Consider the following 16,092-nt stretch of genomic DNA (forward strand, 5'->3'; position numbering starts at 1 on the left):
AGGCACGGGAAGGATTGAGCCCAAAATTCGTTGCTACCGAAAATCGGTACGGTGATACCGTATATGCATGACGATTGTAGAGACGCGACAGCGGAGAGCCGGCACGGGACGTCGGCGGGAGACAGCTCTTGATGCTGCGGTGACCGTGCTGGTCGAGCGGGGTTATGAGGGCACGCGATTCAAAGATGTTGCGGCGGTGAGTGGTATCGCGGTGAGCACGTTGCAGGTCTACTTCGGCAGCCGGGAAGACATGCTGGTCGAGGCGCTTCTGCGATCCACGGCCTCGGAAGTTGAGGCGATGGAGCGATCAGCCGGCCAGGTGGCCGATGGGAGCTGGGAGCGGTTGTCAGCGCTGGTTGACTACGGGTTGAACACGCCTGTCAGGGCTTGGCGGATGTTGATGGAGTTCTGGGGTGCAGCAGCTCACGACGACGAGCTACGTCGTCACAGCGAGACGCTGGCCGCACGCTACCGGGCACCTTTCGCTGACGCGATCAACGCAGGAAGCCGTGCCGGTGATTTCGTTCCCGTGACCGATGTGGATGCGATCGTGGACGTTCTGATCGCGACTCTGGATGGTCGCATGGTTCCCACGGTTCTAGCCCTGCACACCCAGGCGACGGATGCTCACCGTGGAGTGGTTCATGCGCAGCTTCGTGGGGTGCTGGGGGTGCGCTCATGACCGTTCTGGTGACGGGTGCAACGGGCAAGGTGGGGAGCCGCGTCCTCGCTCAGCTCCTCGCGGATGGTCGCGCAGCTCGCGCAGGAACGCGGCGCAGTGACATTCCTCTCGACTGGTCGATCCCGGCCACGTGGACGCCGGCACTCAGCGGCGTTGAAGCGTTGTTCTTCGTCCTGCCGGGTGGTGATGACGGGCACCGATCCGTTGCCCGCATCGGAGACCAAGCGCAAGCATTTCTCGAGGCCGCGAGCCAGGCCGGGGTGCGCCGGGTAGTGCTCATGACGGCACTTGGGATGAATTACGCTCCGAGCGAGGTTGACCAGCGCGCGGTCGAGCTGAGGTTGCAGGAGAGCGATTTCGAGTGGTCGATCGTCCGCCCGAATTGGTTCCATCAGAACTTCACCGAAGGGTCGCTGCGCGACCTCGCTGTGGCGAACCACGGAGTTTTGCGCATCCCCGCGGGGGAAGCGGCAGTGAGCTTCATCGATGCGAACGACATTGCCGCCGTGAGCGTCACCGCGCTTAGGGGCACCCACGGCAACCGAGAGTACGACGTCACCGGTGAGGAAGCCCTGACATTCACCCAGGCGGCAGCGATCACCGCACAGGCAGGGCTCCCGGTCACCGCCTACGAGCCGGTTTCCGATGAGGAGTTCCGACGATCTGCCGCGGCGCTGGGATGGCACCCGGAGTACGTCGACACTCTCAGTGGGCTCTACTCCGTCATCGCGAGCGGCGCGAACGCACACACCACGCCCGACGCCACCGACCTACTCGGCCGGCCCCTACGCACGCTGGCTGAGTACGCGGCCGCCCCTGGCGCATGATCCTGACCGACCGCGTGGCGGCCGGCGTCGCCGCCGGCAGCATCACGCTCGCCTTTCGACGGTGGATGAAGCCCCGCGTTCGACCCGGCTCCACCTTTCGCAGCACAGCCGGGGTGGTGACCATCGGTGACGTCTCGATCGTCGCCGCTCACGACATAACCGTTCGGGACGCCGAGGCCGCCGGAGCGGCATCGGTTGAGGCGCTTGTCGGAACCTTTCGCGGCGATGAGGGAGACCCCGTATTCAGGATCGAGCTGGCAGCGGCCGGCCCCGACCCGCGCACAGAACTGGGCAACGACGCCGCCCTCACCGAGGACGACTGCACCGAGATCGACCGACGCCTCCGGCGACTCGATCAGCGCCCCCTTCACGGCGCATGGGCACTACGGACACTCCGACTCATCCAGGAGCGGCCCGGCCAGCACGCAGAATCGCTGCGCGGCGACATGGACAAGGAAACCTTCAAACGCAACGTCCGCAAGCTCAAAGAACTCGGACTCACCCGGAGCCTGCCCGAGGGCTACGAAATTGCACCGCGCGGGTCGAGCTACCTCGCCTACCGTGCGGGCCGCTGAGGTCTCCGCGTTTGGGGACTCCACATCCGGCCAGAACTGATCGTTTCGGATGAGGGGTCTTGCTAGGGTTGGTGTGGGTTGACGTACCCGCCGCTCGCAGCTTCGGCATGGTGAACGCGTCGCTTCGATTCGATCCGCGTGCATCCTCGTTCGAGCACGGCGACTCTGGCAATGCGAGCACCAGGACGGCCGCTCGATAACAAGGAGCAACCGTGATCCCTCTCACCATTGACGAAGCTAAGACTCTCGCGCGATCGCTACGCGACTCCCTGCCGAACGGCGTCGACCTGTCCCACGGTCAGAGTCTCGACCTCCTGTCGCGGACCCTCGGTTTCGCTGACTGGAACGAGCTTGCAGCACAGTACAAGCAACCAGGATTCGGTCCAGCGATGCCGGTCCTGCGCGTGTTCGACGTGGACCTTGCCCGCTCGTTCTACGTCGATGTTCTGGGGTTCACGATCGACTTCGAGTACCAATTCGAACCTGGTCTGCCGACCTTCCTCGGAGTCAGTCGCGGTGATACCTCGTTGGGCCTCAGCGAGCACCACGGGGACGGCACACCTGGGTCCGTTGTTTGGGTGCCGACCCGCAACCTCGACGACTACCGATCGCACGTAACGAGGGGCGCTGCGGGCAAGCTTCGGCCGGGCATTGACCGAGATGCGCCGGGTGGGCCGACGATGACCATCATTGATCCGTTCGGGAACGAGCTTCGATTCTGCGAGCCGGAGTAGGGCGTGCCGGAAACGATCGATTACGGCACGTCGACCAGGTTCAGCGCGGCGACGTCGACACGCCGTGCCGAAACCTCTCACGTTCCGAAAATCACTACCGACCGTTTCGGAGCAAGCTGGTTCGCTCGACGCCGTACCGCAGGCACGCGCGACTCCGCCCGAGCGCTTGGCGTTCTTCGATGCAGCTCTCGCGTTGGCTGGCGAGGAGGTTACCGGCCGGGTGCCGCGCGCCCTCATGGAGAGCGCCGTTCGTAGCGAGCTGACGGGGGATGAGGCGTTCGCTCGCGCTTCCTCCTTCAGCGCAGCCGTCATCCGACGCTTTGCGGCCCGGGCTTCCTTCTGCTCCTCGGTTAGTTGTTGCTGGCCATGAGGTCGTTTACGCCCGGAACCTTCGGCCTCGGCGGCGGTCCTCGTAACTGCGTGAAGAACACTGCCTACCAAGCAGCCCGGTCATCCCGTCTGATTTGCGCTTCACTGGCGCATAGGTCCGCCGGAGAGATCGCAGCGCTTGGCCTCGGATTTCAGGTCTGCGAGCACGGCGTGGAGTTCGGCGATCCGGCGTTCGGCGTCAGCGATGAGGTGGTCGGTCAGTCGCTGCCAGTCCTCGGGTGTCGGCTCGTCCGGAACATCCTCCAGCACCTTGGCGATCTCCTGCACGGACAACCCAACGCGCTGGGCCACTCGGGCTACGCGAACCACGCAGGGAACCCAGGGCTGGTAGCGGCGCTGGTTGCCGGAGGTGCGCTGTGACTCGATCAGTCCTTGCCGCTCGTAGAAGCGGATCGCTGAGGTTGCGGTGCCGCTGAGTTCAGCCGTCTCGCCTACCGTCAGCAACTCGGGGGCGTGAGTCTCGATGGTAGTCATGCTTCCAGCATGTCTTGACTTCAACCAATGTTCAAGTTCTAGCGTCGTGGCTATGAAGATGAGTACGCGCCAGCGTCTGGCCTTGACCACGTTGCTGCTGCCGGTCGTGGTGGTTTCGATGGACCTCACAGTGCTGTATCTCGCGGTGCCCTCGCTGAGTCAGCAGTTGCGCCCGTCGGGTTCACAACTGCTGTGGATCATGGACGTGTATGGGTTCGTCCTAGCTGCGCTGCTGATTCCGGCGGGCAGGCTCGGGGATCGCATCGGACGCCGCCGCCTGCTCGTGATCGGGGCGGTACTGTTCGGTCTCGCGTCGTTGGCTGCGGCGTTCTCGACCTCCGCGGGGTGGCTGATCTTCGCTCGCGCGATGATGGGGGTCGGTGGTGCCACGCTGATGCCCTCGACGCTTGCGCTCATCCGCACGACGTTCACCGACGAACAGCAACGCGCCAGAGCCATCGGCCTGTGGACGGCGGCGTTCGCGGCGGGCGGTGCGCTGGGGCCGGTGGTCGCTGGCGGGCTGCTTGAGTTCTTCCCCTGGGGGTCGGTGTTCATCATCAATGCTCCCGTCGTGGTGCTCCTGCTGCTCGGGTTGCGGCGATGGGTCGCGGAGTCTCGCGCAGAGACACCTGCACCGTTGCCCCTCGTCGGTGCTCTGATCGGTCTCGCGCTGGTCGTCTCCGCGATGGCCTTGCTGAAGCAAGCAACCTCCGGCGTCTGGGGTGTGGCCGAGTGGCTGCTGCTCGCTCTCACGCTGGCAGCGGGTGTCGGGTTCGCGTGGCACCAGCGCCGCGCACGGCATCCCCTGATCGACCGCGACCTGATCCGCGTGCCCGGCGTCAGGCTCGGACTGCTGATCGTCGCGGTCGGAATGTTCGCCCTCACCGGGCCGAACATGTCGCTGGCCCAGTACCTCCAACTCGTACTCGGCCTCTCTCCGCTGCTTGCATCACTGGCGATGATTCCGATGGCCTTGTTCGGGATCGGCGGCGCGATTCTGGCCAGCATCCTCATCACCAAGCTATCGAAACCGCGGGTCATCGTCCTCGGGCTGGGTGCCGCAAGCGTTGGCTTGTTCGGCATCGCGTTGGCCACCCCCACGCAGTCACTCGTCTTGGTGCTGCTGGGCGGTGTCGCAATGAGCGTTGGCGTGACCGCGTTTCTCTCCCTGGCCACTGACCTCACCGTCGCTGCCGCGCCGCCCGATCACGCGGGGTCGGCTTCGGCGCTCTCAGAGACCAGTTCCGAACTCGGCGCAGCGCTGAGCATCGCTGTCCTCGGCACTGCCGCATCGGTGGTCTACCGCAACGGACTCTCGCTTCCATCAGAGCTAAGTGCCAGCGATGCCGAGCAAGCCGGGCAGTCACTCCAGAACGCCGTCGCAACTGCCGACACCCTTCCCGAAACGGTCGGGAAGACGCTATTGGAGGCGGCGCAATCAGCTTTCAACGCAGGACAGTCCGCCATCACCGCCGGTGCCGGCGTTCTGCTTCTCACCCTCGCCATCGTCGTAACGATCTCGACGCGAGGCCGAGCGCTTCGCGATTCCCAAGCCACCGAATCAACACCGGACGCAGTGAGCCGGCCAACGAGTAATGACTGACGAGGCTGGTGTACAGACTCGGACACGTCTGTTCTGGGTGACGGCCAGATGACGCACGCCAACGCTCCATTGACCATCGAAGGCCGCCGCCGACTAGTAAAGAGGTGCCAGACGCGCCCGATCGCGCACGTCGCCTCCGAGATGGGAATCTCACGCGCTACGGCCTCGAAATGGGTGAACAGGTACCGGCAGTTCGGCGAGCTCGGACTGCAAGACCGTTCCTCAACCCCGCTACATCAACCCACCGCAAAAGGGGGCCAGCTCGTTGCACACATCGAACGGTTGCGCAGTGACTACAAGTGGTCGGCATCGAGAATCGAGTTCGAGCTGGCGCAGGAGGGTGTCGCCGTCAGCCGGCGCACGATCACGCGAATCCTCGCGCAGCTCGGCCTGAACCGGCGTAGCTTCATCGATCCGAGCGGAGTATCAAACCGCGAGCGAAAGCCCATCGTCGCTGAACGCCCCGGGCACATGGTTCATATCGACGTGAAGAAGGTCGGACGCATCCCGAATGGCGGCGGTTGGCGCGTTCATGGACGTGGCAGCGCACAGGCCCGAGCGGTCGAGCGAACGAAATCGCGCAGCACACGCGCAGGCTACGTCTACTTGCACTCTGCCGTCGACGGATACACGCGCCTCGCCTACACCGAGGCCCTGGACGACGAGAAGGGTGCCACCGCTGCAGGTTTCCTCAACCGCGTGAGGGAATGGTTCGCCGCGCATGGGATCACCACGATAGAGCGCATCGTTACGGACAACGGCGCGTGTTACCGCTCGAAAGTGTTCGCCGAGACCGTCGCACACGCACGGCATCAGCGGATCGCGCCCTACACGCCGCGACACAACGGCAAGGTCGAACGCTATAACCGAATCCTCGCCGAGGAGTTCCTCTACGCGAGAACCTGGACTTCGGAGCAGCAGCGCGAGAGAGCTCTGGAGACCTGGAACCTGCACTACAACTATCACCGGCCCCACGGCGCGCATGGCGGCAAACCACCTGCTTCCGCGACGCCCTTGCGCGTCAACAAGGTCCTGGCCTCATACAGTTAGTGGCACCGAGACTCCCCACTTCGTCGGCCAATGTCGGAGGTCCCGGGCACAATGATCCCGTGGCAGACCTATACACGAAGAATGGCCGTCCGCTTCGACGTAGCGGTGACAAGTTGTTTGCGCGCTCGGGAACATACGTGGGCAAAATCAAGGGCGACTACGTATTCGACCCTTCGGGACGCTACGCGGGCACGATCGTGGGGGAGCGCATTGTCTATCGCTCCACGCACTCCTCGAGGATCGCGAGCCCGTCGGTATCGGCGAACCGCGGAGGCAGTGGTGCAGGAAATCGCGGCGCCTCCGGTATGTGGGGCGATGAGCCGCCCTTCACTGACTGAGTCGACGGGCTCAGCATGAGCGTTGGCCCTACAGTGAGTCTGGTGAGGGACCTTCCACTGTCAGCAGGCGGCGATCTAGTCACGCGCCTCGCGCGCGAGCGCGATCCCGTTCGCGCGGTCGTCGAGCTTGTGTGGAACGCCATCGACGCCGAGGCCGACACTATTCGAGTGCAGTTGGCGCGAACCGATATGGACGCCATCGAGCGTGTGACCGTCGAGGACGACGGTCACGGAATCACGTCGGACGAGGTGCAAGCCACGTTCGGGCGTATTGGCGGGTCATGGAAGGCGCTCGCCAGCCGCTCCAAGAACGACAAGCGCGGCCTGCACGGGAAGCTGGGCGAGGGTCGCCTGCGCGCCTTCGCGCTCGGCTCACGGGTGACGTGGGCGAGCGAGAGCGTCAACACGACCGGCGAGAGAGAACGTGTCGTCATCGAGGGTGCCAAGGAGCGGGCAGAGCCCTTCAGTTGGGAAGCTTCACCTTCGACGGAGGCGACGACCGGCACGGTCGTGACAGCTCTGAACGAACAGGACCGCAGCCTCAACTCCCTCCTCAGCGACACGACCCTCGCGACGCTCACGTCTCACTTCGCCCCAGTGCTTCTCAACGACGACTCGCTGACGGTGATCTTCGACGGCTCGAAGCTCAACCCGAGCGACGAGATCTTGGATGACACCACTGTCGAAGTGGGCCTCGACGTCATCCAGGACGCTGCGCTCTCAATCCGCATCATCGAATGGCGCACGGGCAAGCATCGCGCGATCTACTTCGGTGAGGACGCGGAGCGATTCGTCGTCGAAATGTCGGGAGCCGAACTCGAGAGCCAGACGGCCTACTCGGCCTACGTCACTTGGAACGGCTTCGACGTCGACTCGCTGTCGGAGCTCGGACTCGGCGAGATGGCTCCAGACCCGGCCGGCGCCGTTTGGCGTGCCACCAAGACTGCGGTCCGCGAGCACTTCGCGTCTCGGCGTCGTTCGCGCCGTCGGGATCAAATCGACGAGTGGAAGTCGAAGGGTATCTACCCGTACGAGGCGGAGCCTACGACTGAAGCCGACAAGGCCGAGCGAGCTGTCTTCGACATCGTGTCTAGTGCCCTCGTGCCGCAGATCCCGAAGCGGAAAGACGGAGCACAGCTGACCCTGAACCTTCTTCGCGATGCGTTGAAGACTGATCCGGAGAACTTGGCCCTGCTGGTCAGCGAGTTCGTCGCCCTCACCGAGCAAGATCGACAGGCACTCACCAAGCTGCTCAGCGAGACAACGCTCGCAGGTGTGATCCGAGCCGCCAACCTCGTGACAAGTCGCACGAAATTTCTCGCCGGGCTCGAGCACCTGCTCTTCGACCCAGACGACTCGAAGAAGGTTGGCGAACGCGACCACCTCCACAAGATTCTCGAGCACGAGCTCTGGATCTTCGGCGAGGAATACCACTTCATGAACAGTGAGCGAGGGCTCACACAGATGCTGCGGACGCACCTCAAGCTCGAAGGCTTGCCGACAGGCAAAGCCGAGCCCGTCAAACGATGGGACGGCAAGAGTGGACGAATAGATCTCCACCTCGCCGTCAAGGCAAAGGAACACGACCGAATCCGTCATCTCGTGATCGAACTGAAGGCGCCGGGCATCACTGCTGGACGCACCGAGCGGAACCAGATCGAGGACTACATCAACGTCGTCGCCGACAACGCCGCGTTCGCGAGCGACCGCTCGGTTTGGGAAGTCATCCTCGTGGTCACCGACTACGACAGTGTCATGGACAACTCGATCATCGGATCCGACCGCGAACTTGGACTGGTCTTCGAACCCGACAAAAAGCCCGGCCGTCCGACCGTGCGAGCGTACGTGCGCCGCTGGCGAGACATCATCGATGAGAACAAGAGACGCTTGGACTTCGTGACCAGCTCTCTCGAGTTCGACCCCTCGCTCGCCGAGGGCCTGGCATTCATCCGTGAGGAATATTCGGAGTTGATCCCGGATAATTTGGCCGCTGACGAGGAGCCCCGCGGCGGCGATAGCTAGCTGGGCCGGTTCGGTTGGACGTGATGCCTAGTTTCGGTTCAAGCCGTGTCGGCGACTGTCGAGAGCGTCCTTGAAGTGACTTTCAGCCGCATCGATGTCCCGAGTGGGCGTCGACGGGTCGAACACGCGCAGCAGCGAGAACCGGAAGCTGGACGGGTCCAGCCTGCGTAGTTCGACGTTCCCTCCGTGACCGTTCGTCGCGTACGCGTTCCAGCGCTGACGAATGCTCTCTGCACCATCCGCCTTGCCGACATAGTGACGCCCGTCGTCAGTGTCGGTGATGAGGTATATGCCGACGACCGAAGCCAACGCCGTACGCCACGACGCGTAGCGGTGCTCACGCATCACCGCTTGCAGCCGCGCATGACTCAGGACGAGCCGGTCGAAACCTGGGAAGGGGATCGGCTCGGCATCTGCAATTCCTACGACGGGATAGCTCGCTGCGGTGGTCGCGTTAATTCGCCAGGTGCGGGGGGATCGCCACCCGATCACTAGCCGGTTTCGCAGGTCCGCCATTAACTCGGACTCAACCACGTCGAACGTTCGGATGATCCCATTGTTCGCGATTTCACTGCGGTTCTCGACGACCGACCAAAGTCGCGCCTGGTCGCCGCCTTCCTTGATGAAGACCACCCACATGCCCGGCGGTACGGCCGGGAATCGCTTCGTGTCCGCGGATTGGTTGCGCGTGTATTCGAGAATCTCCGCATGCGTCGAGTCCGCGTGAAGTCCCGTCAGGCCGCTCTCCTCAGACTCCTGCGCAAAGGCATGGCGAATCACGAGAGCCCGAGCTGGGTCGATTCCCGCGTCGAGCAGCAGCGGTCCGAGAGTTAGCGCCATTGGTGAATCGCTCCTGCTTCCTCAACGTCGACCGCCCATACGGTCAGATTTGGCGGTGATGGTCTACTCATGGCGAAGCTATCGCTTCGCGGTGACCTGCTCGCGGATGATCTCGACGATGTTGTCACGGTAGCGCGGCTTCACCCGATGCCGCGTGCCGGCCTTCATCTCCTTGACAAGCTTTTCGATCGACTCGGCGTGGCGGAAGCTACCACCAACCGCGAAATAGGCGCGCAGCCAGGGGGCGGGCTCCACCGGATACCCTTCGGCTGCGAACGCACGAATGAGCTGCACGACAGCATCCTTACCGCGACTGGAACTGAGCCCGTTGTAATCCTCGTTCCGCATCATCTCGGCGGCAGCCAGCATTAGGGAATCGGCAGGCGCGACGCTCTCGCCCGCGTGCAGGTTCGTCGCCCCGAGCGCGTCGAGCCAGATCCGCACCATGTCGTGTCGAGACCAGATTAAGACGAACAACCTTCCCACCGAGTCCGCTTCCACAGCGCGGCGCACGGTCTCAAGCTCACGCTGCTCGAACGGATGCAACACAACGGCGGTATGGTCTATGACCTTGTCCTCGCGATCGAGCCGGGAAAGCTCGCTGATGCTGAAGACCTTGCGATCACCTGCTGCGGGGGCAATAAACTCGGCCGCTTCAACATCGGCGCTCCGGTCGTCATAGCTGAACTTCTTCACATCTGTCACAGCGAAGAGATAGGGCGCTTCACCAAGCCACTCACGAATCACGGCGCTCTGCGACACCATGGCGGTTCCGTGCTGGCCCCAGTCTTCACGGACCATGTACGCAAGTTCAGTCATGGCGAGATGTTCTCATATAGGTCTGACATTGTGGCCGCTCGTCACGCGGGCGGGCGGCCGTCTCGATTCGCTCTCGACAGTAGCTCCCGCCGTCCTGCCCTCCTCCATCGCGATGAGCTCGTCCGTCCGCCGTGCACTGGCGATCGAGGGATTAGCGCCGTCGACGGACGACTTTAGCGCGAGGACTCCTCGAGCCGGACTAGAGCAATTGGCTCTGCCTCGCCCCGTGGAACGTAGTCAACTTCCTCCGCTTCGGACCGTGGAGCCTCGTACTCCTCGCGATCGCGGTTACAAGAACGATGCGCGTGTCCGTCTGCCAGCATCCCAGTTTCGCAACGGCCCGGGGGAGCAGCCCAGACTTGACGGATGCACGCAATACAACTTCCCAGCGAGCTCGATCCCCCGCACCATTCGGGAACGACGACAGTGACGGCGGTGGCTGGTGGTTAGACCGCGCACTCCAATAGGCACTTTCGGCGTGATCACCACCGCCCAGACGAACGGAAGCCGTTACGTCGCGCGGACCCGCTACCGAGACTGGGACGGCAAGAGCCGCCATGTTCAGACCACCGCGGACACGCGCCCCGCTGCTGTCCGGGCGTTGAAGAAGAAGCTCGCTGAACGAGATCTGTTCCATCCGGGGTTTTCCGGGATGAGTGCCGACAGTTCCTTTCCCGCGCTCGTTTCCTACTGGCTCGATGACATGGACCTCGAAGACCGGCTCTCCCGGACGACCCGGTTGCTGTACGAGCGGAACATGCGCACCCTCGTCCTTCCGTACTTTCAGAACGTCACACTCCGTGAAATTGGCGTGGCCCGTTGCGACTACTTCCTCAAGCAACTCGCGAAGCAGAGTTACAACCGTGCCCGCCAAGCCCGCGTCGTTCTTCGCCTCGCCCTCGGACTCGCCGTCCGGCACGAAATTCTGCCACGCAACCCGATGGACCACGTCTCACGCCTGCGCAGGCCCACCCGCAGCCCCGACGTGTTCACCTGGGACGAGATCACGTCGATCCGTACCGCGATCCGCGACTGGGAGAAGCGGCCCATCCTCGCCGGACCCCGCCCCGACGGGCAGCTCGGCCAGATCGTCGAGGCCATGCTTGGCACATCCGCCCGCATTGGCGAAGTCCTCGCGATTCGCCTCACCGACCTCGACCTCGACGCACCCGTACCGATGGTCCGTATTGCGGGGACGATCGTCAGCCGCAAGGGCGAACCTACACATCGACAGGATCACCCGAAGACCGCACGATCGGTCCGTCGTGTCGCGCTCCCGGGGTTCGCGCTGCGCGCAGTCCGTGCTCGGGTCCGCAGCCTGCGTTTCGTCGGCCCGGAGACTTTGCTATTCGCCACTCGTGTCGGGACACCACATACGACGAACAACGTGCGCCGCCAGCTCCGTGACGTCATGGAGCAAGCCGGTATCGAGGACGTCACCCCGCACCGGTTCCGTCGCACCGCTGCCACCGCGATCAACGACATCGGTGGACTCCAGCTCGCCTCCGAGCTCCTCGGCCACAGCGACCCCGCGATCACCAGGGAGCACTACATCCGCCGCAACGAAACCGTGAACCCAGCTACCGCCGAGTTCCTGGAGCAGGCGTTCGGGAAGGCGAGCTGAGATAGCTGCTCCGGTGGGTCGTGCGCTTTCGACTCATCTCGGAGCGAGAACGGCGTGTTCGTTGCCTCACCATGGAGGGCACAAAGGAGAATGAGCGAAACGCCATTTATGCGCTCGACTTGATCATCCGGATGAAGCGCTTCCGCACTAACCCGCTGCCCGCTTGGTTCTAGGACCCTCCACGCGCGTGCAGAGAGACGAGGACGTCTGATGCAGCTCACTCACCTCCGGATTTCCGGCTTCCAGTCGTTCGGTCCGACGCCGACCACGATCGTACTGCGAGATGTCACCTACGTGCTTGGCCCGAACGGCGCCGGCAAGACGGCGGTGCTCGAGGCGCTGTCGCGACTGTTTAGCCCGCTACCTACGCAGCGCAAGATCCGACACTCCGACTTCCACATCGCCGCCGGTCGCACCGCTGCTGAGGTGCACGCAGATGGGCCCGAGCTCTGGATCGAAGTCGACATCGAGGTCCCGGAATCGGGCGAGGACGGCGACCATCCGACTGTCCCGCCGAACTTCGCGCACATGCGCATCGCAACTGAAGACGGAGTACCTCGGATCCGCGTCCGACTTACCGCCACGATCGCTCCGGACAATGTCATCGAGGAGAAGCTCCAGTACATCCTCGAAGCTGACATCGATGGGGCGCCTTCGCAGCGCGCTGATATGTCCCGATTCGATCGCGCCAACATCGAAGTGCACTACCTGCCTGCGCGCCGCGATCCCGCTGAGCACATCGCCTACACCACCGCTTCGCTCGTCGGACGGGCGCTGCGCGCTGCCGACTGGGCAGCGGAGCGCACCACGCTCGACACGCTGTCGAAGGATCTCACCGACTCGCTTGCAGGGAACGCAGCGGTCAAAAGCATCGGCGTGCAGCTTGCGGGGGAATGGTCTGGGCTTCACTCCGGCGCCTTCTTCACCGACCCTTCAATCGCGTTCGGCAGTGGCGACCTGGAGAGTGTGCTGCGTCAGCTGACGGTCTCGTTCGCGCCGTCTCCGGCCGGTTCGTCGCTGCCGTTCGATCGGCTCAGCGATGGCCAGAAGTCCTTGCTCTACATTTCGCTCGTGCTCGCCTGGCAGTCGCTCGCGCGGGAGGTGCTGAACGGCACGGAGACTGCCTTCGATCAGCACCGACTCCGACCGCCGGTGCACACCATCATCGCGCTGGAGGAACCAGAGAACAGCCTTGCTCCGCAATACCTCGGTCGCATCGTCCGGCAGCTCCGCAAGGCTGCGGAGCATGGAGACTCGCAGGCCCTGATTGCAACCCACTCACCTGCCCTGCTGCGCCGCGTCAATCCCGAGGCCATCTGTTTCCTCCGTCTTGACGGTGATCGTCAGTCTCAGGTGCGTCGGATCGTCCTACCGGCCAAGAACGACGAAACGGCGAAGTACGTTCGCGAGGCGGTATTGGCGTTCCCGGAGCTCTACTTCTCGCGCTTGGTCGTTCTCGGTGAGGGCGATAGCGAGCAAATCGTGCTACCGCGCGTACTCGCTGCGGCTGGCGTTGCGGAAGATGACGCGTCAGTCTCCGTTGTCCCGCTGGGTGGGCGCCACGTCAATCACTTCTGGCGCCTATTGAACGAACTGGAGATCCCGCACGTCACCCTGCTTGATCTGGATTCCGGCCGGTACCAAGGAGGCTGGGGCCGCGTGAGCAACGCGCTTAAGCAGTACAACAAACTCAACCCCGGTAACTTCACGGACGCCCAGATTGACGGGCTTTCGAAGTGGGACGACGTCGTCGATTTCCCCGTCTACAACGACGTGAGCTTCACGGACGGTCACGGCCCGATCTATGCGCTGGAGCAGAAGGGCGCCTACTTCTCGCACCCGGTAGACCTCGACCTGATGATGCTCGAGGCCTTCCCCGACGCATACGGGGCGGAGTCGGTTGGAACGCCCGACGAGAAGACAGTCGCCGCTGTGCTCGGCAAGTCTCACGCGAACGAGGACCACCTGCCCGAGGATGCCTTCGAGCTCTTCGATGACTACCACCGCTTGTTCGATCTCAAGAGCAAGCCCGCGTCGCACCTCAAGGCGATGGCGGCGCTGACTAACGAGGCACTCCTGGCGGAACTACCCGAAGTCTTGCAACGCTTGGTCGCGGACGTGCAGGCCAAACTCGAGGCGCTTCCCGAGTGATTCAGCCAGAGGACTGGACACCGGTCGGCGGGCTGGAGCTCGAGCCGAACGCTCTGAAAGCAGTTCGCGACACCAACGCGAACGTCGTCGTGACCGCTGGCCCTGGCGCAGGCAAGACAGAGCTTCTCGCCCAGCGCGCCGACTTCCTCTTTCGCACGGGAGCGAGCCCGTACCCGAAGCGCATCCTGGCAATCTCATTCAAGGTCGACGCCGCCCGCAACCTGCAGTCCCGCGTTCGCCTACGCTCCGGGTCTCAGTACGCCGCCCGCTTCGACAGCTTCACCTTCCACGCATTTGCCAAACGCCTCATCGACAACTACCGTCCGGCCCTCACAGGCCAGAACGCGCTGAACCCGGACTACCGGATCGATGCCCGCACACGCATCCAGAACCAACAGATCACCTTCGATGACCTCGTGCCCCTCGCGCTAGAGATCCTCGAGAAGAACGACTACGCACGCGGCGCGTTGCGGCAGACGTACAGCCACGTCTTCATGGATGAGTTTCAGGATGCAACGACGGCGCAGTACGCCTTCTTGAAAGAGGCCTTCGCAGGCACCGGCGTGCACCTCATCGGTGTCGGTGACACCAAGCAGCGCATCATGGGCTTCGCGGATGCACTCGAAGGTGTCATGGCGACCTTCGCCGAAGACTTCGATGCGACTGATCTGCAGCTCTATCAGAACTTCCGATCCAAGCCTCGGCTGCGCCGGATGCAGAACCGCATGATCTTGGAGATGGACCCGTCCGCCGCGAGCCCGGACGAAGACCTCGAAGGCGAAGAAGGCATCCTGAAAGTGCTCCGCTTCGACACCGACGAGGAAGAAGCAGCTGCGGTCACTGAGATGATCGGCGAGTGGCTCGACGAAGGAGTGCCGACCCGGGAGATCACGGTGCTGGCTCGGCAACAGCCGCACCTCATCACGAGCGTCTTGGGGGAGCGTCTCACCGCTGCTGGCATCCCGTACCGCAACGAGCAGCAGTCCCAGGATCTGACCGCCGAGCCCGCTGCCGCCCTCATCTTCAACTTCCTCCGGGTCGTTACGGATGACGGCCGTCCCGAGGCGTACTCGGAATTGGTGCGCGTGGTGACGCGCGGCGGAATCGAAGAAGCTGACGGCGTCCTGGACAGCAAGCTCCGAACGATCCTGCGTGGAGCACGGCAGACCGTGCGCGCTACCGGGTTTGGCGCGTCGGACTACGCCTCGTGGAAGCCGCTCATCAACTCGTTCCTCAAGTTCGTAACGCGTCCGGCGCTCAATGCGCTGTCGCCTTCGTATCAGCAGGGCTCGCGGCTCAATGACGTGATCAAGGAAGCCGCCGGTGCGTTCAAGCGCGAGCTGGCGGTCGACGGTGAGCCGGTCGCCGCGCTCGACCGGCTGTCGGAAGAAGATGCCGTCCGGATCCTGACGGTGCACAAATGCAAGGGCATGGAGTTCGAGAAGGTCATCGTTTTCGGCGTTGAGCCCCAGTTCTTCTGGGGCAAAAAGGACGCCGACGTAAAGGCCGAGTTCTTCGTGGCTATCTCGCGGGCGAAGGATGAGCTCGTCCTGACAACAGCGCGCCACCGAACGAAGCCGGACGGCGCGAACGCCTACTGGCGCGAGGATTCGCCGCCACATGAGGAGCTCCTTGGGTACGCAGATGAATCCTGAGCTGTCATCCCGCACCAGCCCGTTCGATCCGGGAATGCCGCGGGGAACTCACCGTCATTGATCTCGAGGAGCTCAAGTGCCCCTCGATCGCCCCCGGTCGATATCGAGCGGACACTCTCAGTCTGTGCTTCGGGCGATGCCGCCGTTTCACGCACTTCAATAGGGCTTCGCCGTGACCCGCAAGCTGGCCTCGGCTGTCAGCTCCTGAAAAACCCCAGGCTGCAGGCTCATCCTCCAGAGGAGCAGGAGACCTGAGCTCGACTCGCCTGTCCGACACGCGTCTTCGTGAAAGTCGGTGGTGACTGAGA

At 63.5% G+C, this 16,092-nt stretch carries 13 protein-coding genes; 10 read left to right on the top strand and 3 right to left on the bottom strand.

The annotated features are described in order from the left end of the window. Positions 1–67 precede the first annotated feature (67 nt). The 4 genes from ACP699_RS00325 (at position 68) to ACP699_RS00340 (ending at position 2,818) form a co-directional block, all read left to right on the top strand. A complete protein-coding gene (locus ACP699_RS00325; RefSeq protein ID WP_426168211.1) occupies positions 68–682 on the top strand; it encodes a TetR/AcrR family transcriptional regulator in 615 nt (204 codons plus the stop codon). Continuing rightward, on the top strand, positions 679–1,509 hold the full coding sequence (locus ACP699_RS00330; RefSeq protein WP_426168214.1) for an NAD(P)H-binding protein: 831 nt from the start codon (positions 679–681) through the stop codon (positions 1,507–1,509). The genes ACP699_RS00325 and ACP699_RS00330 overlap by 4 nt, the downstream gene beginning before the upstream one ends. Beyond that, complete coding sequence (locus ACP699_RS00335; protein ID WP_183150353.1) at positions 1,506–2,084, top strand: hypothetical protein; 579 nt, start codon at positions 1,506–1,508, stop codon at positions 2,082–2,084. Before ACP699_RS00330 ends, ACP699_RS00335 begins: the two co-directional genes overlap by 4 nt. 212 nt (positions 2,085–2,296) lie before the next feature. Then, positions 2,297–2,818 carry a glyoxalase superfamily protein gene (locus ACP699_RS00340; RefSeq protein ID WP_220173451.1) on the top strand — a complete coding sequence of 174 codons (522 nt, stop codon included), beginning with the start codon at positions 2,297–2,299 and terminating at the stop codon, positions 2,816–2,818. A gap of 471 nt (positions 2,819–3,289) precedes the next feature. Here ACP699_RS00340 and ACP699_RS00345 read toward each other — a convergent pair whose 3' ends face one another. Further along, the gene (locus ACP699_RS00345) at positions 3,290–3,682 is read right to left on the bottom strand and encodes a MerR family DNA-binding transcriptional regulator (protein ID WP_426168219.1); all 393 of its coding nucleotides are present in this window, start codon (positions 3,680–3,682) and stop codon (positions 3,290–3,292) included. Between the two features lie 52 nt (positions 3,683–3,734). Here ACP699_RS00345 and ACP699_RS00350 point away from each other — a divergent pair, with 52 nt between their 5' ends. From ACP699_RS00350 to ACP699_RS00360, 3 genes are all read left to right on the top strand, one after another. Then, complete coding sequence (locus ACP699_RS00350) at positions 3,735–5,285, top strand: MFS transporter (RefSeq protein WP_426168222.1); 1,551 nt, start codon at positions 3,735–3,737, stop codon at positions 5,283–5,285. 48 nt (positions 5,286–5,333) lie between these two features. Continuing rightward, on the top strand, positions 5,334–6,335 hold the full coding sequence (locus ACP699_RS00355; RefSeq protein ID WP_426168225.1) for an IS481 family transposase: 1,002 nt from the start codon (positions 5,334–5,336) through the stop codon (positions 6,333–6,335). A gap of 353 nt (positions 6,336–6,688) precedes the next feature. Beyond that, a complete protein-coding gene (locus tag ACP699_RS00360; protein ID WP_183150333.1) occupies positions 6,689–8,695 on the top strand; it encodes an ATP-binding protein in 2,007 nt (668 codons plus the stop codon). 27 nt (positions 8,696–8,722) lie between these two features. Here ACP699_RS00360 and ACP699_RS00365 read toward each other — a convergent pair whose 3' ends face one another. Both ACP699_RS00365 and ACP699_RS00370 read right to left on the bottom strand, forming a co-directional pair. After that, positions 8,723–9,535 carry a GIY-YIG nuclease family protein gene (locus ACP699_RS00365; RefSeq protein ID WP_183150332.1) on the bottom strand — a complete coding sequence of 271 codons (813 nt, stop codon included), beginning with the start codon at positions 9,533–9,535 and terminating at the stop codon, positions 8,723–8,725. Between the two features lie 78 nt (positions 9,536–9,613). Further along, positions 9,614–10,354 (bottom strand): hypothetical protein, encoded by a 741-nt coding sequence (locus ACP699_RS00370; protein WP_426168230.1) that lies wholly within the window; start codon positions 10,352–10,354, stop codon positions 9,614–9,616. A 478-nt stretch (positions 10,355–10,832) separates the two neighbouring features. On the opposite strand from ACP699_RS00370, the gene ACP699_RS00375 reads away from it, so the two are divergent. The 3 genes from ACP699_RS00375 to ACP699_RS00385 all read left to right on the top strand — a co-directional run bounded on the left by ACP699_RS00375 (position 10,833) and on the right by ACP699_RS00385 (position 15,784). Further along, a complete protein-coding gene (locus tag ACP699_RS00375; RefSeq protein ID WP_426168233.1) occupies positions 10,833–11,978 on the top strand; it encodes a tyrosine-type recombinase/integrase in 1,146 nt (381 codons plus the stop codon). Between the two features lie 210 nt (positions 11,979–12,188). Continuing rightward, entirely contained in the window at positions 12,189–14,129 is a 1,941-nt protein-coding gene (locus tag ACP699_RS00380) for an ATP-dependent nuclease (protein WP_183150329.1), read from the top strand. Then, positions 14,126–15,784, top strand: coding sequence for a UvrD-helicase domain-containing protein (locus tag ACP699_RS00385; RefSeq protein ID WP_183150328.1), 1,659 nt, complete (start codon positions 14,126–14,128; stop codon positions 15,782–15,784). The genes ACP699_RS00380 and ACP699_RS00385 overlap by 4 nt, the downstream gene beginning before the upstream one ends. Positions 15,785–16,092 lie beyond the last annotated feature (308 nt).

The sequence above is a fragment of the Microbacterium sp. DWRC1-3 genome (assembly GCF_049896645.1).
GTDB classification, from domain to species: Bacteria; Actinomycetota; Actinomycetes; order Actinomycetales; family Microbacteriaceae; genus Microbacterium; species Microbacterium maritypicum.

Bases quoted from the DNA above. Each gene is read 5' to 3' on its own strand.
- ACP699_RS00345 (WP_426168219.1), bottom strand. From the start codon at position 3,682: ATGACTACCATCGAGACTCACGCCCCCGAGTTGCTGACGGTAGGCGAG.
- ACP699_RS00355 (WP_426168225.1), top strand. From the start codon at position 5,334: ATGACGCACGCCAACGCTCCATTGACCATCGAAGGCCGCCGCCGACTA.
- ACP699_RS00380 (WP_183150329.1), top strand. From the start codon at position 12,189: ATGCAGCTCACTCACCTCCGGATTTCCGGCTTCCAGTCGTTCGGTCCG.
- ACP699_RS00325 (WP_426168211.1), top strand. From the start codon at position 68: ATGACGATTGTAGAGACGCGACAGCGGAGAGCCGGCACGGGACGTCGG.
- ACP699_RS00335 (WP_183150353.1), top strand. From the start codon at position 1,506: ATGATCCTGACCGACCGCGTGGCGGCCGGCGTCGCCGCCGGCAGCATC.
- ACP699_RS00350 (WP_426168222.1), top strand. From the start codon at position 3,735: ATGAAGATGAGTACGCGCCAGCGTCTGGCCTTGACCACGTTGCTGCTG.
- ACP699_RS00360 (WP_183150333.1), top strand. From the start codon at position 6,689: ATGAGCGTTGGCCCTACAGTGAGTCTGGTGAGGGACCTTCCACTGTCA.
- ACP699_RS00330 (WP_426168214.1), top strand. From the start codon at position 679: ATGACCGTTCTGGTGACGGGTGCAACGGGCAAGGTGGGGAGCCGCGTC.
- ACP699_RS00365 (WP_183150332.1), bottom strand. From the start codon at position 9,535: ATGGCGCTAACTCTCGGACCGCTGCTGCTCGACGCGGGAATCGACCCA.
- ACP699_RS00370 (WP_426168230.1), bottom strand. From the start codon at position 10,354: ATGACTGAACTTGCGTACATGGTCCGTGAAGACTGGGGCCAGCACGGA.